Below are 23,235 nucleotides of genomic sequence, written 5' to 3'. Positions count from 1 at the left end.
CCGGGACGCGTCAGAGTTCGTCGCGGACCCAGCGGATGATGTCGGGGGCGCGCATCGCCCCCGGCTGCCGGGCCACCTCCCGGCCCTGTTCGAACAGGGCGAGGGTCGGGATACTCCGGATCCCGAACCGTTTGCCGAGGGTTTCCTGGGCGTCCGTGTTGATCCGCACCAGCCGCACCCGCGGCTCCAGCTCGGCGGCCGCGAGCTCGAATTCAGGGCCCATCATCTTGCACGGCCCGCACCACGGCGCCCAGAAATCGATCACTACCGGGATGTCGCTGCGCTCCAGGTGACGGTCGACATTGTGTCCGTTGAGCTCCGCAGGGCGCGCGATGAACAGCGCCCCGTGGCATCGGCCACAGCCCGGCGCCTCGGCAATGCGGCCGGACGGAATCCGGTTCACCGAATCACAATGCGGGCAGACGACATGCAGCAATTCATTCATACTTGCTTCGAGATACCGAGCGTTCTTCTCTGTATAGCAGTCCGGCGCCGAAAAGACCGGGACGGGCACCACAGATCCATGCACTTCCCTGCAAATACGGGGAACACGTTGCAGGAAAGCGACAACTTCTGTATCAGTATATGAGGAACCGCCGGAAGCACCCGGTCCGCGAGCCGCACCACAACGCCCCACCCGAACCCCGAACGGTACGCGCATGAGTGACAAGCTCGTCGTAGAAGATCTCTACAAGATTTTCGGGCCTCGCCCGCACCGCGCCCTGGAACTGATGGAGCAGGGTCTGGACAAGGATGCGATCTTCGCCCGCACCGGCAATACCGTGGGCGTGCGCGAGGCCAGTTTCAGCATCCGCGAGGGCGAGGTCTTCGTGATCATGGGTCTGTCCGGTTCGGGCAAGTCGACCATGGTCCGGATGTTCAACCGCCTGATCGAGCCCACCGCCGGACACCTGTACGTAAACGGCGAGGACATCACCCGCATGAGCCGCAGGCAGTTGATCGACCTGCGCCGGCGCGACATGTCGATGGTGTTCCAGTCGTTCGCCCTGCTCCCGCACAAGACCGTCATCGAGAACGCCTCGCTGGGCCTGGACGTCTCCGGTTTCGATCGTGCCCGCCAGCACGAACGGGCCCTGCAGGCCCTGGAGGCCGTGGGGCTCGGCGCGCATGCCAACAGCTACCCCGACGAACTCTCCGGCGGCATGCAGCAGCGTGTCGGCCTGGCCCGCGCCCTGGCCACCGACCCCACCATCCTGCTGATGGACGAGGCTTTCTCCGCGCTGGACCCGCTGATCCGCACCGAGATGCAGGACGAGCTCATGCGTCTCCAGCAGGAAAAGAGCCGCACGGTGGTGTTCATCTCGCACGACCTCGACGAGGCCATGCGCATCGGCGACCGCATCGCGATCATGCAGGGCGGGCAGGTGGTCCAGATCGGCACGCCGCAGGAGATCGTGTCGAACCCGGCCAACGACTACGTCCGCTCGTTCTTCTACGGCGTGGACGTGAGCCAGGTGTACTCCGCCGGCGATATCGCCCGCCACGATGCCATGCCACTGCTGCAGACCGGGCAGGCGGACGCCGCCGGGGCCCGGCAACAGCTGGGTGCCGATGGCTGCGCGGTCCTTCTGGACGAATCGGATGGTTTCCGCGGCCTGGTGTCCGCCCGCAGCCTGGCGGACGCCGCCGATCTCGACGCCGCACGCATCGACGGCATCGACACGGTGGAGGCCTCTACCGCCATGTCCGATGTCCTCGGCCGCGCCGCCGCCAGTGACTGGCCGCTGGTCGTGGTGGAAGACGGCCGTTTCATCGGGACCCTCTCGCAGCGCGACCTCCTGCAAACCCTCGACCGGACCCATCAGTAGGCCCACCCCCATGACGCAAGACGAACCGGACCTCCAGGACCACGAAACCATCGGGCCGCTCGAAGCACTGGCCGAGTGGTTCAACGAGACCGTACTGGAGCCGATCACCATCGGTGACTGGATCGAGGACGGGGTCGACTGGATCAGCGACAACCTCCAGGGACTGCTGGACGGGATCGAGGCGGTCATCCGCGCCCTGGTGGACGCGACCGAATTCCTGCTTCTGTATCCGCTGTGGCTGACCGCCTTCCTGATCGCCGCGGGCGTGTGGATGCGCTTCGGCATCAAGGCCGGGGCCATCACCACCGGCGTACTGGCCGCGGCCTTCGGGCTCGGGGTGTTCTCCGAAACCGTGCAGGCGCTGCTGTGGTTCCCGCCACCCTGGGTGCTGGCCGTGCTGATCGTGCTGGGCGGGATATGGCGCGTGGGCTGGCGCTTCGGGCTGTTCGCGGCGGTGGCGCTGCTGCTGATCTTCTCGATGGAGCTTTGGCCGGAGACCATCCGCACCCTGTCGCTGGTGGTCGCCTCGTCCATCGCCGCCCTGATCATCGGCCTGCCGATCGGCATTGCGATGTCGCGCAACGACACCGTGGAGATGCTGGTGCGCCCGGTCCTGGATCTGATGCAGACCATGCCACCGTTCGTGTATCTGATCCCGGCGGCGATCTTCTTCGGCCTGGGGACCGTGCCCGGCGCGATCGCCACGCTGATCTTCGCCATGCCGCCGGCGGTGCGTCTGACCAATCTCGGCATCCGCCAGGTCAGCCGCGAGCACGTGGAGGCGGGACAGGCTTTCGGCTGCACCCCGCGTCAGCTATTGTTCAAGATCCAGCTGCCGCTGGCGATGCCGTCGATCATGGCCGGCATCAACCAGACCATCATGCTGGCGCTGTCCATGGTGGTGATCGCGTCGATGATCGGCGCCGGCGGCCTCGGCGGCACCGTGCTCACCGGCATCCAGCGTCTGCAGGTCGGCGTCGGCTTCGAGGGCGGTCTGGCCGTGGTATTCCTCGCGATTCTGCTCGACCGTATCAGTCAGAGTTTTGGCCAGCGCCGGCGCGAGGGCAATGCCTACGGCAATCTGCTGCGCTGGTTCTTCAGCGGCCGGCAGAAGGCCGATGCCTGATCATCCGTTCATCCACGCGGCCGCCCCGAATCCCGGCGGCCGGATGCTCAAGAAGCAACAAGGAGAACCGTAACCATGATGAAGAAGAAACTGCTGACGACCGCCACGGCCGCTGCCCTGTCCCTGGGCATGGCGACCTCCGCCGCGCAGGCGGACGACGTGCGCATCGGCTGGACCGCCTGGGCCGATGCCGAGTTCATCACCCAGGTCGCCGACCGCGTGATCCAGGAACGCCTGGACACCGGCGTGGAGCTGGTGCAGACCGACATCGCCCCGCAGTACGCCGGTCTGGCCGGGGGCGACCTGGATCTGATGCTGATGTCCTGGCAGCCGATCACCCACGAGGACTACATCGACCAGTTCGGCGATGACATCGTTGACCTGGGCGTGCTGTACGACAATGCCAAGCTGGGCTGGCTGGTGCCCGCCTCGCTGCACGCCGAAGGCCTAACCTCCATCGAAGACCTGCGCGATGACGAATGGCGCGATCGCCTGAACGGCGAGATCCAGGGCATCGACCCGGGCGCCGGTCTGACCCGTCTGTCGCACGACACCATCGAGGAATACGAGCTGGATTACACCCTGATCGAGGCCTCCGACGCCGCCATGACCGCCGCGCTCGACCGCGCCATCCGTCGTGACGACGCCATCGTGGTCACCGGCTGGAGCCCGCACTGGAAGCTGGGTGCCTACGAGCTTGAATACCTCGAGGATCCGAAGGGTGCCCTGGGCGGTGCCGAATCCATCCACGCCATGTCGCGCACCGGCTTTGCCGACGACCATCCCGAGGTCGCCGCCTTTGCCGGCTGCATGAACATCGACATCGACCTGCTCAACGAGTACATGTATCTGGCCGACGAGGAGTCCACCGGCCACGCGGTGGACAAGTTCTTCAATGACGAGGCCGGGCTGGTCGACGAATGGGTGGCCTGCGCCCGTAACTGATCCCGTCCAGGGAACGCTCCGGCAGCCTCGCGCTGCCCCCGGGCCCGGCCTTCTGGTCGGGCCTTTTTTGTATCCGGCGCCCTCCCCGATCGGGCCTTTAATCGGCCAGGGGGCAGGTCTCCTACGGTTGCACCCGGCCACGTAGGAGGCCGGCCCTCCGGCCGATGGGGCCGGGCCTGATGCCTGGATCGGCCAGAGGCTGGCCTCCTACGGTTGGACCCGGCCGCGTAGGAGGCCGGCCCTCCGGCCGATTTCACGTCCGGGTAACCCCCTGCGCCGGATCGGCCAGGGGGCTGGCCTCCTACAATTGCACCCGGCCACGTAGGAGGCCGGCCCTCCGGCCGATGGGGCCGGGCCTGATGCCTGGATCGGCCAGAGGCTGGCCTCCTACGGCCAAACCCGGCCGCGTAGGAGGCCGGCCCTCCGGCCGATCTCACGTCCGGGTAATCCCTTGCGCCGAATCGGCCAGGGGGCTGGCCTCCTGCCTTTTCAGGCGGTTCAGCCCGCCGCGGAAGGCCCGCGCGCGGAACCCGGCCCGCTGCATGCGTTCGGCGATCACCGCCGAATTGCTGCCGCGCTGGCAGTAGAGCACGTATTCGCGGTCGGCGGGCCAGTCGGCGAAGGCCTGCAGCAGGGTGTCGGCCGGATGGTTCTCCGCCCCCGGCCAGTGCCATTGCCGGTAGGCCTCCGGTGGCTGGCAGTCGATCACCGTGGCCCCCTCGGGGATGCGGTCCACGAAGATCCCTTCGCCCTCGCCCGCGACTCCAGCCGGTCCGTCATCCGCCGCCAGCGGATCGCGCTCGCACACCGCGTCGATCGTTCGCTGCAGAATGGCCGGATCCAGCGCTTCTTCCGCCCGTTCGATGCGCGAGGTCCGGCTCTCGACCAGCGGCGGCTGCTCCGTCAGCGCGCAGAACTCCGGCACGCGCTCGCTCAGCTCGAAGGTGCCGATCGCCCGCGCACGGTCGGTGATCTCCTGCTTGTCGAAACCGATCAACGGCCGCAGCACCGGCAGCGTGGCCACCGCGTCGATGGTCTGCAGATTGGACAGGGTCTGCGAGGACACCTGACTCAGGGCCTCGCCGGTGACCAGGGCCTCGGCCCCGCTGCGCGCCGCCACCGCCTCGGCCGCGCGATACATCAGCCGCTTGAGCACGATCTGCCACATATCGCCGGGGACGCTGGCGCGCAGATCCTCCACCACCGCGTCGAAGTCAACCACGTACAGCCGCGGACGGGTGCCATGCGCCCAGTCGCCCGCCAGACGCCGCGCGATCGCCGCTACCATCGCCTCGTGCGTGGGCCCGCCCAGGTTGCAGAACACGAAATCCGCCGTGGTGCCGCGCCGCATCATGTACCAGGCGGCCACCGCCGAATCGAAGCCGCCGGACAGCAGCACCAGGGTGCGCCCCTGCACTCCCAGCGGCAGCCCGCCGGCCCCGCGCCGCCGCTCGCTGAACAGCCAGGCCCGGTCTTCCTGCAGATCGATGCGCACGGTGACGTCGGGCGCATCCAGGTTCACCTGTCCGGGACCGTTGAGCACCGCACCGGCCTCGCGCTCGATGCGGGTGGCCGACACGCGTTTGGTGCCCTGGCGCTTGCAGCGCACCGCGTAGGTCCGGCCGCGCACCACCTCGGTGAAATGCCGCCGCACGCCGTCGACGATGGCCTCCAGTTCCGGCTCGACCTCGGCCACCACCGGCGAGAAGGTGCTCAGGCCGAACACCCGCGGCAGGATCTCCAGCGCCCGCTCGCGCTCCGCCGTGCGCAGCAGCAGGCGCCCCTGTGCGGTGGCCAGACGGTGCGGCACGACCTCCAGTGCCCGGCGCAGGTTGCGCTGCAGGATGCGGGTGAAATGGCGCCGCGTGCCGGGCGCCTTCAGGTGGATCTCCGGCGCCTGGCGGAGAATGATCAGATCGGATTCGGCAGTCATTCGGTCGCGGGGTCTTCACCCGTCAGCAGTTCATCCGGCGCCGGCCGCAGATAGCTCTGCCGGCGCACCCAGTCCAGTTGCAGCGCATCCGCGCGCTCCCGCAGCCGGCGCACTACCGACATGCGGTCCCGGCGGCCCGCGCCGAAGTCCTCGATGGCGGCCTGCAGGTCCGCGCGTTCGTCCGCGGGCAGATATTCGCGGAAATGCCCCAGCAGGTGCTGCAGCACGTTCACGTGCGCGCCGCGCGTGGTCCCGCGCGCAAGCGCCCGGGCAAACATCGCTGCATATTCGGCCGCCAGCTCCGCGCGCGGACGCGTCCCGGCGGCCGCCACCAGACGCCCCAGGTGGTCGTAGTCCGGCCGGCCATGGGCCAGCAGCAGCATCTTCTCGCGCGCATGGAAGGCCGACAGGTCACCGGCGCTCCACTCGCCGGCCAGGCGCTCGCGCAGCCGCGCCAGCGCGAACAGCCGGATCACGAAGGCCTCGCGCGCCGGCGCATCGTGCAGCACGCTCTCGTCCACCAGCAGCCGCGACGGGTCGGCCGTTTCCAGCGCCGCAGCGAACAGTCCCGGACGCGGCTCGCGCTGACCGTTGACGGGCACCGCACGCCCGCAACTGGGCGAACGTGCCTTCAGCAGATACCCGTCCGGCCCGTCCGCATCTTCCAGCTCCGGCAGCCGCCGGTCGATCCAGGCCTGCAGCACCGGCGCATGGTCCTGCCCGCTCTCGCGGCCGCGCAGACGCAGCCGTTCGCCGGGGCCGCGCTCCAGCTGCATCGGCTCGCGTGGCGTGCCCAGACCGGCCTCGGCCTCCGGACACAGGGCCACGAGCTCCACATGCGGGAGCAGCACCTGCGTCAGCCAGTCGTCGCGGCGGTGACCGCCATCGTAGCGCACCCGCTCGCCCAGCAAGCAGCGCGAGACCCCCAGACGGGGTCGTGGCGGGACAGTGTCGGGATCGTTCATCGTTGCGCGCCGTGGCCTTCCACCGGCCCCGGTTCTCGGTACTTCGGAGCGCACATGGTAGGCGCCCCCGAAGGTCAAAGGAAATGGAAACCTCCGGGAAAGTGCGTCCGCAGGGTCCGGCCGAGCCCTGGCGGCCCTCTTCGCACGGTGCCCCGTCGCTACAAGGACGGCGCCGGGGTACGCCCCGCCTTGCGGGCATACATCTCGCGATCGGCGCGCCCCAGCAGCGTATCCGGATCACCGTCCCCCGGCCCGTCGGCCCAGCCCAGGGTCATCGCGGGCGTCACCTCGCCCGCGGCCAGCTGCACCGGCCGACTCACCACCGACTTCAGGCGTTCGCCGGCCGTCTCCGACGCCGCCTCGCCCGCCACCAGCACGGCGAATTCGTCGCCGCCCACCCGCGCCACGCACGCGGCCTCCGGCACCGCCTCCTGCAGCCGCCGGGCCACCACGCCCAGCAGCTCGTCCCCCGCGGCATGCCCCAGGCGGTCATTCACCGGCTTGAACTGGTCCAGATCGATGAAGGCCACCGAGAACGTTTCGCCGGTCTCACCCGCGCGCTCGATCGCCTCCTCCAGCTGTCGATAGAAGGCACGCCGGTTGGGCAGGCCGGTCAGGGCATCGTGCGTGGCCTCGTGCTCCAGCCGACGGCCGGCCTCCTCCAGCCGGGAGGCCTGTTCCCGCAGATCATGATGCATCGCCACCAGCGTCCGGCGCGTCACCAGCGTCAGGGCCAGGGCGAACAGCACGCCGCCTCCCCCGAACACCAGCATGAACCGCTGCGTATTGGCCCCGACCTCGCGCGCGCGTTCGGCCGCGGCCTCCATCTGCGCCCGCTCGTGGGCCCGCATCTCCTCGATCGAGATGTCGAACTCCCGATCCAGCTCGAACAGACGCTCGCTCAGGATCGCCATCGCCGGCTCGATCTCGTCGCGCGCCGCGAGATCCACCACCTCGTCCTGCAGCTCCACGATCTCCGGGATCAGAGCATCCTGCTCCTCCAGCCGCTCGCGGGCCACCGCCTCGGTCACGCGCTCGTCCAGGGCCTCGCGGACCTCGCCGACGCGGTGACCCCAGCGGTGATACTCCATCAACAGATCGTCGCGCTCGAACGGATCATCCGTCAGCACCTGATTCACCATGGTCTGGTGCCGGTTGTAGGCCGCTTCGAGCAGATCGGACGCCAGCTGGATCCGCTGGGCCCGTTCCTCGGTCATGTGGTGGAGCTCATCCAGCAGCCGCTGGTTCTGCCAGACGCTGTTGGCCACCACCACCAGCATCCCCGCCAGCAGGATCACGAAGGCCAGGGTGATCGCGTTCACCAGCCGCCCGCTGATCCGCTGCACCCGTTGCGAAAACTGCATGCATCCCCCACGAACGACGCGCGAAATGCACTATGCGAACGCCATCACACCCCCGGCAACACAACCGCGCAAACCGGGCGGTCTTGCGGGCCACGCACGCTGGCCGGGAACGCTGCAGACAGTCGCCCTACCAGCTCTGCCGGAAGGTGACCCCCGCCGCGTGGACGTCATCGGAACTCGCGAATTCGCCGTGATAACCGACATCCACCCGACTCCCTTCACCGAAACGGGCGCTCACTCCCGCATTCACGTGGATCCGGTCACGACTGAGTTCCGGCCCCTCTATGGTGAACCGTTGCTCGGATGCCCCGTCGAAAGCCGTGCGCATCTCGCTGGCCCGGTCACCATGCTCCTGCAGCCAGGCCACCTCGACGTTCGGCATCAGTTCCGCCCCGCCCGCGGTTTCGAAATGCTGGTCCAGATTCACGCCCAGCCGGGTCCGCAGCGAATGCTCGCGCTCGCTGTCCACCTGCAGGTTCGCCTGGCCGGCGCCGGATTCGGTGAACGACCCGCGGCTCTGCTGCTGATAATCCAGTCCGGCAAATGGCGCCACGCGGGTCCGCTCTCCGACGTCGAAGCCGCGCCCGAATTCCACGCCGGCCCCAACGCCAGTCGCGGAATAGGACGCCTCCGCGGTGTCACCGGTCAGGGCAACGTCGCGATCGGTTTCGGCGTCGTGGTAACTCGCACCAACATCACCGCGGACGTAATAACCGTTGCGTTCCCAGCCGCCGTAGACGGCCACCTGCCAGGAATCCACGTCGATATCGGTCGTGCCACTGTCCGCGGTTGTCCGGCTGAAGCCCAGGCCGACCCCCATGAAGCCATCTTCTCCCAGGGAGGTGTCGGCCCCCAGCGCAATGCCTCCGAAACTGTAGTCCGAGCCGGCCGCACCGGAGGTATCATCGATCTTCCCCTGACCGCCCTGGGCACGCACCCACCAGTGGCGGTCCGATTCCGGCGTGCTCGTTGCCGAAGTACCGGACGGCCTGCCCGCGGAGGCCCATTGCGTACCGGCCAGGTCGGACAGACTTGCCACCTCCCCGGCGGCCGGAGGAACTGTACCCCCCATGCGTCCCCGAAGCAGACCTCGGAAACGCTGGTCACTGCGCATGCCGATCTGCTGGGCATGGGTATGATCCGCACCGCTCAGGGAATCCAGACCGGCACGGGCACCGCGCGTATCCCGGACCAGCAGCGAATCCACCAGCGCGGAAACGCGTTCGTCGCCGGCCAGTTCATCGAGGGCCCCCGCGACGGCCCGCTGGTTGGCGGTTTCCGCCACGCTCTCGAACACCGCCACCCGCGACAGGGTCAGCTGCACCCCGGTATCGGAGTACGCCACCGAAGTATCCAGGAAGACGAAACCGTCGGAGACCTCGTCAAAGCTACCGTCCACGCCGCCTTCCGCCGCCAGCACGGTGTGAGTGATTTCGTCACCTTCGAACAGACGACCATCTCCGCCGTTTTCTTCGGTGACGTGGAGCCGCACCCCGTCCTCGATGGTCAGCTCCCCGCCGACGCCGGTACGGTCCGCCTCCGATCCGTCCTCGGAGACTTCCACCACATGGACGCTGCCCGATTCCAGGGTCATGTCGCCGGCCACCGCAAGCGCGCCCACCGAGTTGCCGGGCCGCGCCTGCCCCCCGGACGCCACGTTCAGGTCGCCCACGGTGCCGGTGCCGGAGATCACCCCGCCGGCGTGCACGGTAACCGCCGAATCGGCCATGGAGCCGTTCACGCGCAGGTTGCCGCCATGCACGTCCGCATCGCCGCTCAGGTCGTGTTCGCCCTCGATGACGGTCATGCCGGCGCCCGCGTGCACCACGTCGAGGTCGCCGGAGAGCGTCACCGGGTCTCCTCCGGCGGTGCCGTCGGAGGTCAGGTGATAGTCCTCCTGACCGTGCGTGAGACTCAGGGTGGCGCCGTCTCCCATTCCTTCGATCCGTTCGGCCTCCACGACCCCGGCCGTGTCCGTGCCGCCGATCTCCAGGGTGGCTTCGCTGTCCGCTCCCGCACCCAGGGCCACGCCCGCACCGGCGCTGATCCGACCGCCCTCGGCGACCTGAACGGTTCCTGTGGAATCCCTACCCGCGGCGACCTCGAGCATGCCGTCCATCGCCCACTGCGAGCCCTCACCGGTGACCGCGGCCTGCCCGCCGGCATCGGCGAACCGGGCGACTGAACCACTCCCGGCCCGCACGTCGGCGCCATCCGCGATCGCCAGTTCGCCTTCACCAAATGTACCCGCGGTGAGGCGCCCGTCGACCTCCAGTTCGGTGCCGGCACCCGCCACCTTCGCGCTGCCTTCGGCCGAGTCCGCGTACCCGATATCCAGTGCCCCGGCGCCGAGCCACGCACCCCGTTCGACTTCGACCCGGCCCTGCCCGCCGTCACCGACGATCAGATCGTCCGCGATATCGACGCGGGTGCCGTCGCCACTGGCGTGCATGCGCCCGCTGCCGGTCCCGGCGGCCCCGACGTAGGCGAACTCACTGGCCAGCTCGCCTCCGGACCGAAGCTCCAGTTCTCCCTCACCGGCGGCACCGACCCGCAGGCCGCCAGCGCTCTCCCAGCGTGAGCCGGCACCTTGCACACGGGCATGACCGGCAGCGTTCTCGAATTCACCCAGGGTGGCGCCGCCATCCCGCACGGTCGCGCCGTCCTCCACGCCAAGGCGGGCCGTGCCTCCTTCGATGCCCACTCGGGTTTCCGCACCCGCGTGTTCGATGGACCCGCCGTCGAGCAGCAGTTCCCCGGCCTCGACATCGGTACCGCCGGCATGATCGGCATCCCCCGAGAACAGCAGGGTCCCCTCTTCGGTCTTGGTGAGCGCGCCGGACCCCGTGATATCCGTCCGGATCTCGGCATGGCTGGCGAGCACGCGGATCTCGCCTTCGTCGGATGTCTCGAGCTCGCCGTCACCCCGCAAGCGATAGCCACTGTCAACGAACTGCATGCCCTCGAAGGCCTGCGTACCCTCGACCTCGACGGTGCCGCCGCGATAGGGGTCGGCGTCCTTGAACACCGCGTGCTGCCCGCCCCAGGCGACGGCGATCTCACCGTCCTTGTTCAGCCAGTCAGCGCCATCATCGCTCCAGACGCCGTCACCACCCTGCCAGTGCTGCAGGCTGTCATCGCCTTCAAGACCGATGAACAGGTCCAGCCGGTCATCGCCGTACTGCAGCTCGTGCAGGACATCCTCTTCCAGTTCCGGCAGGTCGCCGACAGCCAGGCCGCGGTCATCCAGGTCTCCCTCCCAGGTCATCAGGCGGTAGTAACCGAGCCCGGGATCGCCGGCATCCGGGGCCTCGCTGGCGCGCAGATCCAGGGTGCCATCCAGCGTGAGGTCGCCAGCGACCTCCACGCGGCCGCTCACGCCGTCGGCGGGGTTTTCTTCGCCCGGTTCTCCCAGCGCCACATCCAGCGTGGCGCCCGGGTCCAGTGCCAGATCGCCGTCGATCCGCAGTGCCCCGGCCCCGGCCGAAAGGTCCATTACGCCATCGTCCTCGACGCGGGTCGCACCGACCGTGCCGTCGCCGGCCAGCGTGGCGTTGTCGGTGACCGTGGTGGCGGAGCGCCCCAGATCACCGTCGACCCGCAGCACGCCGGACTCCACGCGGGTCTCGCCTTCCAGCGCCTGAGCCCCGTCGACCGCGAGCGTGCCCTCACCACGCTGGACGAGATCGCCCTCGCCCTCGAGTGCGCCGCCGAACACGACCGTATCGGCGCGATCGAACGCCAGCGTGCCCTCATTGTGCACCTCGCCATTGAGCGTCCCGGCCTCGCCGCCGTCCCCGACCTGCAGGGTGGCGCCTTCGATGAGGGTCTCTCCGGGCGCCGAGTCGCCGGTCAGCACCAGCGTCCCGTCGCCGGCATGCACCAGGTCGCCATCGCCGGTTACGTCTCCGTCCAGAGTCGCGATGTCACTACGGTCCATCCGCAGGGTGCCCGGCTCCAGCAGTTCCACATCCCCGGCCAGCCGGCCCTCGGTTCCGCCATCGCCCACCTGCAGGGCACCGGATTCGACTCGAGTGCCGCCGGTGTGCGTGGCCTCGCCGGTCAGGACGGCAGTACCGCCTTCGGTCTTGTACAACTCGCCATCACCGGTGATGTCCACCGCGATCTCGGCGCGGTCCGCCAGCACCCGCAGTTCACCGTCCTCGTCGGCGTCGGGGGCGATGGCCCCTGGTCCTTCCAGGCGGTAATCCTCGTCGACGAACTGCAGGCCCTTGAACGACTGGGTGCCCTCGACCTCAACGGTCCCGCCCCGATAATCCCCTTCGTCCCGGAACACGCCATGGTTGCCGGCCCAGGGAACGGCGACCTCGCCGCCATCGTTCATCCACTGCTCGGAGGCGTCGCTCCAGGTCCCGTCACCACCCTGCCAGTGCTGCAGGGTGTCATCGCCGGCGACCACGACGTGCATGTCCAGATACCCGCCTTCCGGGTTCAGCAGAAAGAGGGCCCCCTCGTCCAGTTCCGGGCTCTCGCCGATCTCCAGTTCGTTGTCGGTGAGCGAGCCATCCCAGGTCATCAGCCGGTAATACCCGAACCCGGCGTCGCCATCGTCCCCATCCTCGCTCTGACGCAGGTCCAGCACCCCGTCCAGAGTGAGGTCGCCAGTCACCTCGATGCGGTCGCTGGTACCGGCATCCGGCTCATCCTCGCCGGGTGCGCCCAGGGCGAAGTCCAGCCGCGACTCGGGGGAAAGCAGCAAATCGCCGTCCACGGTCAGGCTGCCGACCGAATTGCCCGGATCCAGACGACCCCCATCTTCCACGGTGGTATCCCCCAGGGTTCCGCGCCCGGCCAGCGTACCCCCCTCCAGCACGCGCGCCGAGGCCGCACTCAGATCCGCATCCGCCACCAGGGTGCCGGACTCCACCCGGGTCTCGCCGGTGTAGTCCTGCTCCGAGTCCAGGATCAGCGTGCCCTCGCCACGCTGGACCAGGTCACCACCCCCCGAGACGTCCGCCTCGACCGTGTACTCGTCGGCGCGGTTGAAGGCCAGCACGGCGTCGTTCTCGACCCGTCCCTCGATGGATCCGGATTCATCCCCTGCGCCGACCTGCAGGGTGCCATCCTCAATGATCGAGTCTGCGCCCAGTGCATAATCCCCGGAAAACACCGTGGTGCCTTCCCCGGTATGGCGCAGCTCCACCTCGCGGGACAGAGCGACTTCGGTTCCGTCGTCCTCCCCGGTATCGGTGAAGTGATAAGGCGCTTGCGCGTGATCGAACTCGAGGATCCCGTGGCCGTCGCCGACTTCGAACGTCTCGTCCACCTTCAGGATGCCGGCCCTCTCGCCGTCCCCGAGAACGAGATGCCCTTCTGCTCCGGGATACCGGCCCAGAAACAACCTTGTCGCGGCCAGTTCCGCGCCGTCCGATACTTCCAGCCGGGTCGTGCCCCTGCTGCCCACCGCTACGGTGTTCAGGTCCGCATCCCCGCGGTCGATTCGGGTCCCTTCTCCGGTGATACGACCTTCAGCACTCCCGCCTTCCCTCTGGGCCAGATAAAGCTGGTTACCACCGACGCGCCCGCCATCCCTGACCTCCAGAACCCCGTGCCCTTTCTTGCCAATCCCGACACGACCCAGGAATTCGGCATCCTCGCCGAGGACCTCCAGTGTCCCTTCGCCAGAATCAGAAGCCCCGAAGTTCGCGACGTCGTCCGTTTCAACCAGACCTTCCTCGACGGTAACCGTGCCGGCACCGGCATCTCCCACCGTCAATTCACCCCGGCTGATCCAGAGGCCTGCCTCAAGATGCACTTCACCTTCAGCACCCGCCTCTTCTCCGAGGATCGACGTTGCGGTATCCAGCTGACCTCCATCGGTCAGCACCAGCTCTCCGGTTCCTGCCCGCCCCAGGGTGAACCCACGCGCCACCGCCAAAGAGGAATCGTCGATTTCGACACGGCCGCTTCCCCCGCTGTCGCGGCCCGCAACCGCAGACTCGAGCTCGCCCTCGCTCCCGCCAGCCAGCTCCAGCTCACCTTCACCTTCACCACCGAGCAGCAGACCGTCCGAGACATCCAGGTGACCACCCTCTGCAACCTGGAGGCGACCCGGTTCCCCCGGGTCTTCACCGACCTCGACCTCTTTGGCGTCCAGCTGTCCGCCAGCCCCCACGAAAAAGGTCCCTTCGTCCAGCACCCGGAGGGGCTCCGATTGCAGATCCATGCTCCCTTCTTCGACCCCGAGGGTCCCCCGGTGAACGTCAACCACCCCCGTCAGTTCATGGGTGTGCCCGGTCAGGAGGGTTTGCCCGGTCCCGTAATGGTGCAGATTCAGTGCCCCTTCCAGTGCCGGCGCCTGTCCCTCAATAGTCCCGTCTTCGGTGAAATAGTAGTCCTCATCCCCGTGCTGGAAATGGATCAACGACTCGCCTTCTCTGGCCACGATGCCATCCTGGACATACACATGGCCCGGGGCGTCTTCCCCGCTGCTTCCGATCTCCAGCAGGCCGACGCTCCCCGGCTCAGAGCCAAGCCCCAGCTCCCCGGTGACATCCAGCTTGCCTCCGTCGATCACCCTCACGTTGCCGGTTACACCCAGACTTGACCCGAACTGGGACAATCCCCCCAAATCCAGATCGCCGATGTTCGTGAACCTTGATCCTTCACCAATGACTTCCACATAGCCCGAGGCCCCGCCATCGCCGCCCACAAGGTTGGGAACACCAACGTCGGACTGGCTCGCCTGCACCACTCCTCCATCCTCAATGAACAGCTCCGCCGTGCTGTTCGAGTAGTAGCCGACGGACAAGCCACCATCAGGGTCATCCACCACCAGTTCACTGCCCTCGCCGGTGACCGTCACGCGGCCACGGACGCCGGCGTCACTGTCCGTCAGGTCGCTCCCGATACCCACATTCCTCGCGTCCAGAACCCCGCCGTTCCGGATGGTCAGCTCGGCAGTTTCCGGATCCGCCCCCACGCTAAGCCAGTCGACAGTCGCCTCTTCTCCGTCGATCACCGGCCAGGGATTGCCTCCATGCACGCCTTCCCGGGCAATCAGCACCGAGTCACCGCCCCCGGGGAGCGCACCCGTGGACTCCCCATCGTCGTCCCACCAGTTACCGGCGGCGAACCAGTCGGCACTGTCTTCGCCGGTCCATAACCAGTCCCACAACGCGTGAGCACTGGTCGGAAACAGCAACACAACGGCAAGCGCCCCTGTCAGAACGCCTCGAAAACGACCCGGAGCGCCCATGGACCGGGTTCGACGACCACACCCCTTGCGACGGCCGCGGGCAATCTCGGCGGCAACCTGCCAGGTTCCAAGAGCGCGATTGAAGACGAGGCGGAAGGTCTGGTTCATGGTGTCCGTTCTCCGTTGGAGTTCCGTTTTTTCGCCCGCCAAACGAATGCGGCCCGGGCGTTCTCATGAACGCGTCAAACTGCCCGCGGGCCGCGAGCGCTGCCTAGGAACAATCCGGAACAGAATGTATACTTCTTTGGAAACAGTACTTTGGATGGATCCAGAGATGCCCGGACCCCGCAACACCCCGCAGACATGAACCCGGCCCGCGCGCGTCGCGGCCCGCCGGAAGCGGCGGTGACAGTGGTCTTCGCGCTGGTGCTCGCCCTGCTGTTCGGGCTTTCGGCCCCGACGGCGGACGCCGGCACACCGCCCCTCGACCTCGGGGAGGACGTACACTCCCTGGACAGCCCCTGGGAGTTCTTCTGGCAGAAGTTTCCGGAACCGGGCGCGGAGGACGAACCGGACGCCCGCATGGAGCTGCCCGGGAGCTGGACCGGGCTGGCCATCGACGGAACCGCCCTTCCCGCTGCCGGCCATGGCGGCTTTCGTCTGCGCGTGGCACTGGAAGACCCGCCCGCACGAGTGGTGCTGCGCGTGCCCATGGTGTATTCGGCCTACCGCCTGTACGTGGATGGCGAACGGGTGGCGCAGGTGGGCGAACCCGGGAGCTCGGCCGACGAGAGCCGCCCGGACTACGGCGAGCGGCACGTGGTCATCGACAACCCCGGGGAGGAGCTGGAGCTGCTGTTTCATGTCAGCAACTTCACCTCGCGCGCAGCGGGCTTCCCGCACCCTCTCGAGCTGGCCACGCCCGAAGTGATGGAGCACAACGTCGCGCGTGACCTGATCGGCAATGCCGCCCTCTCGGGCGGCCTGGTCCTCCTCGGGCTGTCCCAGCTGGTGCTGTTCCGTCTGCGCCAGAACGAGACCATGTACCTGTTCTTCGGCTTCATGATCGTCGCCTGGGGAATGCAGACCGCGCTGACAGGGCAGCTGCTGGTGCATATGGGCTGGCACGTGCCGATCGAGATCGCGCGTCCGCTGGACGGCCTGACCGCCCTGACGGCCGCGGCCTTCTATCTTTTGTTCCTGTCGTCGCTGTTCCCGCGTGAACTGCCCATGCGCTACACGCGCTGGGTGCTGGCCCCGCTGATCATCTATCTGGCCATCACCCTCCTGGGCACGGAAATGACCCGCAGCGAAGCCGTGGGCTGGCTTCTCTATTTCCTCACCGGAATGCTGGCGCTGGCCCTGGCGTTCGTGGCACGGGCCTGGTGGCGGGGAGTGCCGGACGCGGGTCCCATCCTGCTCGGCTCCGCAGTCGTTGCCGGCAGTGCGATCCTGCAGATCCTGTGGTTCAACGAGATGGGAGTACGCAACGCGGTCGCCAATACCGGCGTCCTGGCTGCGGTGGCACTGCACGCCATCACCCTCTCGCGCCGCTACGCGCGGGCCTTCGAACGCAGCCAGCGGCTGGAATCCGAGCTGCGTCGCGCGAACCGCCTCAAGGATGACTTCCTGGCCAGCACCTCCCACGAGCTGCGCACCCCGCTGCATGCCATGATCGGCATGGCCGAATCGCTCCCGCGCGAGGACCCGCGCCAGGCACGCGCACTGGACCTGATCCAGTCCAGCGGGCACCGCCTGAGCCGGCTGGTGGATGACATTCTTTCGTTCACACGCCTGAAACACGGGGACCTGCACATCCGGCCCGAGGCGATCGCGCCGGCCCCGCTTCTGCTCACGGCCGCGGAATCCGTGCGCCCCCTGCTCGGTGACCGGCCGCTGGCACTGGAAACCGAGATCGAGCCGGATCTTCCGGCGGTACGGGCCGACACCGACCGCCTGCATCAGGTGCTGTTCAACCTGCTGGGCAACGCAGTGAAATACACCGATGCGGGCCGCATCGTCCTGCGGGCGCGCCGCGAGGGTGAAACCGTCTGTGTGGAAGTCGAAGACACCGGAAGCGGGATCGCCGAACTGGATCCCGAACGTCTCCAGGAACCCTACGAACAGGGCTACGAATCCGCGGATGCCGGACGCGGCGGGGTCGGTCTCGGACTCGCCATCAGCCGACAGATCCTGGAGCGCCACGGTGCCCGCCTGGAGCTCTCCGGCGGAGCGGACGGCGGGACCCGGGCCCGTTTCTGCCTCGAGATCGCTCGCGCGTCCGTCCCCTCTGCCGGCCCGACGTCGACCACCCCGGCGCAGCCCACCGGCCCGGAACCGGCCGGGGAATCCACGGCAACCCGGCCCGACGCAACCACCGGCGCGCACATCCTGATTGTTGAAGACGAAGACAGCGCCGCGCGTGTCCTGGAGACCCAGCTGGGACTGGAGGGTTACCGCACGAACCGGGCCAGTTCCGGCGAACAGGCACTGGAATGCATCGCCCGCGAAGCCCCGCAGCTCGTTCTACTGGACGTAATGATGCCGGACATGAGCGGTCTGACCGTCTGCCGCAGACTGCGCGAGGAACACGACCCGGCCTCGCTGCCGATCATCCTCGTCACCGCGCGAACGCGTGAACACGACATCGTCGAAGGGCTGCAGGCCGGAGCCAACGACTACCTGCCCAAGCCGTTCTACCGCCAGGAACTGCTGGCCCGGGTGCAGTCCCAGTTGCAGGTCCACGAGAACGAACAGATGCGCTGGGCCCTGGAAGAAAAGGAGACACACCGGCCGGACGGTGACGAAGATGACCTGCGCACGCAGCTAGCGACCCTGCTGACCCGGAGCCTGCGCGACTGGGAGCTGGAAACCGGCCTCACCCGGGCCGATCTGGCGGAAGAAAGCGGCCTGTGGACCGTGACCCTGGATGACACCACACGCAAGACCCGCACGCTGGACCGTTACTGCGATCCGGAGACGCTTCCGAGGCGCCCGCGCTGGGGCCTGGTGATCCGGACCGCGCGTTTCGTGGCCGCCCGACTCGAAGACACGGAACGCAAGCGGGACCTGCTGGCACGTGCGCAACGCATCGAGCAACGGCTCGCCTGAAACCCGATCCCGCGTACCCGGGTATTCCTCTACACTGCACGCAGGTGCGGAAGGGGACAGCCATGAGCGATGAGCCGGGCGAGACGCCGGAACGGGACAGCGAGGGCTACGAGCTGTGGTACACCCGGCGTGACGGCGAGGTGCACGGGCCGTTTCCGGCGCATCTGATCCGGCGCTACCTGATCCTCGGGCGGCTCACTCCGGACGACGAAGTCGGGCCGACGCCGCACCTGTGGTACCCGCTGCGCGAGGTGCCCGGGCTGATCCCGGAGGAACTGCTGCATGCCGACACCCCGGAGGGGGTGGAACGCCTGCAGCAGGCCCGACTGCGCGAGGACGAGCGCCTGCGCGAACGTCGCGCGCCCGACGAGGACACCCCACCGGAACTCCTTGAACGTCGTCAGGGCGAGCGGCGCCGGCCCGAATCGCCCGAGACCGTGACCCATCGTCAGCAGTGGGCGGAACTGCTGACCCTCCCGGCACGGCACGTGCCCGCGATCCTCCGCGGGCCTCGCCGCTGGATCACGCTGGGGGTGACGCTGGCGGTGGCGATCCTGGTGCTGTGGCTGCTGCGCGAGCCGCCACCGGAGACCCCCGCCCGCGACTGCTCGGCCCCGCCGGCTCCGGAGGTCAACTGGAACCGCTGCGAGATGCCAGTGGCCGACCTGCGCGAGGCGGACCTGACGCGCGCCAGCCTGCGCGAGGCCCGGCTGCCCGGTGCCCGCCTGCAGGGGGCCCGGCTGGACGGGGCCCTGCTGGAATTCGCCGACCTGAGCCGGGCGAACCTGGCCGACGCGCGGCTGCGCGAGGCCCAACTGCGGGGGGCCAGCCTGCGCGGCGCGGACCTGACCGACGCCGACCTTTCCGGCGCCGACCTGCGCCACGCCGACCTGCGCGACGCCAATCCGGAAGACGCCGTGCTCGACGGCGCCCGTCTCGGCCGTGCGCTGTGGCCGGACGGCTCGCGCTGTCCGCCCGAAGCCGTCGGCACCTGCGAGTGATGCGCGCCGGGCAGCCCCGTGTCAGGCAGGTTTTTCGAGGGCGTTGCGGATGTCGGGGATGCCCTTGACCCAGTAGAGCAGCGCCACACAGCCGGCGAAGAAGGCGATCGCGGCCCAGTCGAACAGCTCCTTGTAGCGCACGGTGTCGGCGGCCAGCAGCAGGGTCATCATGGCCAGGTAGGCCAGCGCGAAGGTGACGTGGATCAGCATGTCGCGGTAACCGCCGCGGGCCACCCAGTACCAGACCAGCACGGTCAGGTGCCACAGCGCCAGGAACAGGAACAGGAAAGGCAGCATGGTGGCGCCCAGCTCCACGCTGGTGGCGGCCTCGCGCCCGCCCAGCGAAGTCAGGTGACCGATCAGCAGGATGGCGTACAGCCAGGCCACCAGCGTGACCTCGACCAGATCCAGCAGGAACAGGGCCACGATGCGGCGCGGGCTGAGCCCGGCCAGGCGGGCGCCGTTGTCGGGATTGCAGAAATAGGCCGAATAAGCGACGAACTTGTAGGCGGTGAAGACCGTGACCAGCGCCGTCAGCACGATGCGCTTCCAGAACTCCGGGTCCCGGATGGTGGACGGGTGATCGGTCAGGAACTGCACGTATTTCACCGAAACCACCAGCAGCCCCAGCGCGATGACCGCCAGGATCAGATCGCTGATCTTCTCGGAAAGGCGGTTATAGAAGGTATTGGTATTCATCGCGGCTTCTCGTCCCTGTGCATGCGGTGGCTCGACGGATCTCCCCTGCGTTTGAGGGGCGACGGCGGGAGGGGCGCAGTTTAGGCTGTTCGCCACATCCCTTCCACTGGAGGCAGCATGCAGCCGACGAAACCGAACACCCGCACCCGTACCGCCCTGCTGGTAGGGCTGGCGGCCGGTGCCACCCTCGCGCTGGCCGGCGGACAGGCCGTCGCCGGCGAGGTGGTGATGAGCGGCACGATCGATGGTGACGAACGGACCTGGGAGCGCTTCGACACGGATGACGGGGGGCCGGCCTTCTTCACCGACCTGCCCGGCGGGGCCCGCCTGTTCAACCTGCACGGACTGCGCGACGGCAGCACGCCGAACCCCATGGGCTCGCTGATCGTCAGCGTGACGACCTTCAATGACAACGTGGGCAGGGTGGAGGTCAGCTATTATCACGAACAGGCCGGCGGCCCCGATTTCGTGGGCAACGACCAGCTCGAGAATGTGGAGTACGAGTTCGACCGCCTGGAGGTCGACGGGGACACCGCCCGCATCAGCGGCCGGGTTTCGGGCGAGTTGCACCACCGGGAGAATCCGCTGAGCGAGGAGACGGATCCGTCGCGCACGCGCTCGGTGGAGGTGGAGTTCGACACCACCCTGCCCGAACAGGAGTAGGGCCGGGAAAAAGGAACCGGCGCCCGCCCTCTGTTCGCCTGCAAGCAGGTTCCCACAGGCGAACAAAGCGGGGCGGGCTCCGGTTTTACGGCACTCGGCTTACATCAGATCGAAGCGATCGGCGTTCATCACCTTGTTCCAGGCATCGACGAAGTCCCAGACGAACTTCTCCGCCGCGTCGTCCTGAGCATAGGCCTCGGCCAGGGCCCGCAGCTGCGAGTTGGAGCCGAACACCAGGTCCACGCGGGTCCCGGTCCACTTCACCTCGCCGGTGGCGCGGTCACGTCCCTCGAAGCGGTCGGACTCCTCGCCCACGGGCTGCCACTCGATGCCCATGTCGACCAGGTTCACGAAGAAATCGTTGGTCAGCTGTCCGGGACGCTCGGTCAGCACGCCATCCTTCGAGCCCCCGTGGTTGGCATCCAGTGCCCGCATGCCGCCTACCAGCACCGTCATCTCGGGGGCCGTCAGACCCAGCAGCTGGGCACGGTCCAGCAGCATCTCCTCTTCGGCCACGGTGAAGCGCGCCCGGCGGTAATTGCGGAAACCATCGGCTTCGGGCTTCATCGGCTCGAAGGACTCGGCGTCGGTCTGCTCCTCGGTCGCATCCGTGCGTCCGGGGAGGAACGGCACGTACACCGGGTGCCCGGCATCCGCCGCCGCCTTCTCGATGGCGGCCGCCCCGCCCAGCACGATCATGTCGGCCAGGGAGATGCGCTTGTCGCCATACTGCTCGTCGTTGAAGGCCTTGCGCACGCCCTCCAGCCGGTCCAGCACCTTCGCCAGCTGCTGCGGCTCGAACGCCTCCCAGTCCTTCTGCGGCGCCAGGCGGATACGCGCCCCGTTGGCCCCGCCACGCTTGTCCGACTGACGGAAGGTGCACGCCGAACACCAGGCGGTGGCCACCAGCTCCTGCACCGTCAGTCCGGTCGCGAGGATCCCGGCCTTCAGCCGGTCGGCATCCTGCGCATCGATCAGCACGTGATCCACCGGTGGCACCGGATCCTGCCAGATCAGGTCCTCGGCGGGGACTTCCGGTCCGAGATAGCGATCCTTCGGCCCCATGTCACGGTGCGTCAGCTTGAACCAGGCGCGGGCGAAGGCATCCGCGAACTCCTCCGGGTTCTCCTTGAAGTGCAGGGCGATCCTGCGGTACTCGGGATCCTCGCGCATCGCCATGTCGGCGGTGGTCATCATGATGCCCACCTTCTGCGACGGGTCCTCCGCGTCCGGGGCGTGGTCCTCGTCGGCGAGGTTCTTCGGCACCCACTGCCAGGCCCCGGCCGGGCTCTTCGACAGCTCCCAGTCGTACTTGAACAGCACCTCCAGGTAGCTCATGTCCCACTGGCGCGGGGTCGGGGTCCAGGCACCCTCCAGCCCGCTGGTGATGGTGTCGCGGCCCTTGCCGGAACCATAGCTGCTCTTCCAGCCCAGACCCATCTCCTCCAGCGGCGCGGCCTCCGGCTCCGGTCCCACGTGGGCGGCGTCGCCCGCGCCGTGCACCTTGCCGAAGGTGTGTCCGCCGGCGGTCAGGGCCACCGTCTCGTAGTCGTTCATCGCCATGCGCTCGAAGGTCTCGCGGATGTCGTGCGCCGACTTGAGCGGATCGGGGTTGCCGTCCGGACCCTCGGGGTTCACGTAGATCAGGCCCATCTGTACCGCGGCCAGCGGGTTCTCGAGTTCACGTTCGCCGGAATAGCGGCTCTTCGCGTGATCGCTGGTCGCCAGCCACTCGTCCTCGGCACCCCAGTAGATGTCCTCTTCCGGCGCCCAGATGTCCTCGCGCCCGCCGCCGAAGCCGAAGGTCTCGAAGCCCATGGACTCCAGCGCCACGTTGCCGGCCAGGATGTACAGGTCGGCCCAGGAGATCTTGTTGCCGTATTTCTGCTTGATCGGCCACAGCAGACGCCGCGCCTTGTCGAGGTTGGCGTTGTCCGGCCAGCTGTTGATGGGGGCGAACCGCTGGTTGCCCGTGGACGCCCCGCCCCGGCCGTCGGCGGTGCGATAGGTCCCGGCGGCGTGCCAGGCCATGCGGATCAGCAACGGGCCGTAATGGCCGTAGTCGGCCGGCCACCAGTCCTGCGAGTCGGTCATCAGATCGGCCAGATCCTGTTTGACCGCCTTCAGGTCCAGCTGGCTGAACGCCTCGGCGTAGTCAAACTCCGGCCCCAGCGGGTCGGACTCGATCCCGTGCTGGTGCAGGATGCCCAGATTCAGCTGGTGGGGCCACCAGTCACGCGGGCCACCGCCGCCGGCATCGTTGCGGGTACGGCTTCCGTGCATCACCGGGCACTTGCCTTCGGCGTTCGCTTTGTCTCCTGCCATCTCTCTCTCCTTCTTGCGTTGTATTCGTGGACACGCACGCAAGCGATCTCGTTCGATCCATGCGTATCCCTGTCCTGAGGTATAGCAGGAGCAGCCATAAAAGCCATTATCGACT

The 23,235-nt window shown here is 68.0% G+C and carries 13 protein-coding genes and 1 pseudogene; 6 read left to right on the top strand and 8 right to left on the bottom strand.

Annotation, left to right across the window (positions count from 1 at the left end):
- Positions 1 to 10: 10 nt before the first annotated feature.
- Positions 11 to 445, bottom strand: coding sequence for a thioredoxin TrxC (trxC, locus tag F573_RS0109000; protein ID WP_019022305.1), 435 nt, complete (start codon positions 443 to 445; stop codon positions 11 to 13).
- A 214-nt stretch (positions 446 to 659) separates the two neighbouring features.
- On the opposite strand from trxC, the gene proV reads away from it, so the two are divergent.
- The 3 genes from proV (at position 660) to F573_RS0108985 (ending at position 3,900) form a co-directional block, all read left to right on the top strand.
- Entirely contained in the window at positions 660 to 1,829 is a 1,170-nt protein-coding gene (gene proV, locus F573_RS0108995; RefSeq protein WP_019022304.1) for a glycine betaine/L-proline ABC transporter ATP-binding protein ProV, read from the top strand.
- Positions 1,830 to 1,839: 10 nt separating this feature from the next.
- Positions 1,840 to 2,955 (top strand): proline/glycine betaine ABC transporter permease, encoded by a 1,116-nt coding sequence (locus tag F573_RS0108990; protein WP_019022303.1) that lies wholly within the window; start codon positions 1,840 to 1,842, stop codon positions 2,953 to 2,955.
- Between the two features lie 75 nt (positions 2,956 to 3,030).
- Complete coding sequence (locus F573_RS0108985; protein WP_018870509.1) at positions 3,031 to 3,900, top strand: glycine betaine ABC transporter substrate-binding protein; 870 nt, start codon at positions 3,031 to 3,033, stop codon at positions 3,898 to 3,900.
- Between the two features lie 433 nt (positions 3,901 to 4,333).
- On the opposite strand, the gene thiI is transcribed toward F573_RS0108985, so the two are convergent.
- From thiI to F573_RS15555, 5 genes and pseudogenes are all read right to left on the bottom strand, one after another.
- Positions 4,334 to 5,833, bottom strand: coding sequence for a tRNA uracil 4-sulfurtransferase ThiI (thiI, locus tag F573_RS0108980; RefSeq protein WP_019022302.1), 1,500 nt, complete (start codon positions 5,831 to 5,833; stop codon positions 4,334 to 4,336).
- On the bottom strand, positions 5,830 to 6,798 hold the full coding sequence (locus tag F573_RS0108975) for a DUF523 and DUF1722 domain-containing protein (protein ID WP_026300871.1): 969 nt from the start codon (positions 6,796 to 6,798) through the stop codon (positions 5,830 to 5,832). The genes thiI and F573_RS0108975 overlap by 4 nt, the downstream gene beginning before the upstream one ends.
- 158 nt (positions 6,799 to 6,956) lie before the next feature.
- Positions 6,957 to 8,162: a diguanylate cyclase domain-containing protein gene (locus F573_RS0108970; protein WP_019022300.1), complete on the bottom strand. Its 1,206-nt coding sequence runs from the start codon at positions 8,160 to 8,162 to the stop codon at positions 6,957 to 6,959.
- A 127-nt stretch (positions 8,163 to 8,289) separates the two neighbouring features.
- Entirely contained in the window at positions 8,290 to 15,330 is a 7,041-nt protein-coding gene (locus F573_RS0108965; RefSeq protein WP_231384404.1) for an autotransporter outer membrane beta-barrel domain-containing protein, read from the bottom strand.
- A gap of 39 nt (positions 15,331 to 15,369) precedes the next feature.
- Positions 15,370 to 15,489, bottom strand: a pseudogene (locus tag F573_RS15555) (ESPR-type extended signal peptide-containing protein); the annotation flags it as partial.
- A gap of 237 nt (positions 15,490 to 15,726) precedes the next feature.
- On the opposite strand from F573_RS15555, the gene F573_RS0108955 reads away from it, so the two are divergent.
- Together F573_RS0108955 and F573_RS0108950 are read left to right on the top strand one after the other, a co-directional pair.
- A complete protein-coding gene (locus tag F573_RS0108955) occupies positions 15,727 to 18,432 on the top strand; it encodes a response regulator (protein ID WP_231384403.1) in 2,706 nt (901 codons plus the stop codon).
- Positions 18,433 to 18,494: 62 nt separating this feature from the next.
- Positions 18,495 to 19,433 (top strand): pentapeptide repeat-containing protein, encoded by a 939-nt coding sequence (locus F573_RS0108950; protein WP_019022297.1) that lies wholly within the window; start codon positions 18,495 to 18,497, stop codon positions 19,431 to 19,433.
- Between the two features lie 21 nt (positions 19,434 to 19,454).
- On the opposite strand, the gene F573_RS0108945 is transcribed toward F573_RS0108950, so the two are convergent.
- Positions 19,455 to 20,132, bottom strand: coding sequence for a hypothetical protein (locus F573_RS0108945; protein ID WP_019022296.1), 678 nt, complete (start codon positions 20,130 to 20,132; stop codon positions 19,455 to 19,457).
- A 117-nt stretch (positions 20,133 to 20,249) separates the two neighbouring features.
- On the opposite strand from F573_RS0108945, the gene F573_RS0108940 reads away from it, so the two are divergent.
- On the top strand, positions 20,250 to 20,795 hold the full coding sequence (locus F573_RS0108940; RefSeq protein WP_019022295.1) for a hypothetical protein: 546 nt from the start codon (positions 20,250 to 20,252) through the stop codon (positions 20,793 to 20,795).
- Positions 20,796 to 20,894: 99 nt separating this feature from the next.
- Here the strand turns inward: F573_RS0108940 and katG are convergent, their stop codons facing one another.
- Positions 20,895 to 23,120 (bottom strand): catalase/peroxidase HPI, encoded by a 2,226-nt coding sequence (katG, locus tag F573_RS0108935; RefSeq protein ID WP_019022294.1) that lies wholly within the window; start codon positions 23,118 to 23,120, stop codon positions 20,895 to 20,897.
- Positions 23,121 to 23,235 lie beyond the last annotated feature (115 nt).

This window comes from Thioalkalivibrio sp. ALE23 (genome assembly GCF_000378545.1).
GTDB lineage: Bacteria > Pseudomonadota > Gammaproteobacteria > Ectothiorhodospirales > Ectothiorhodospiraceae > Thioalkalivibrio.
This window is presented reverse-complemented; position numbering and strand designations above follow the sequence as displayed.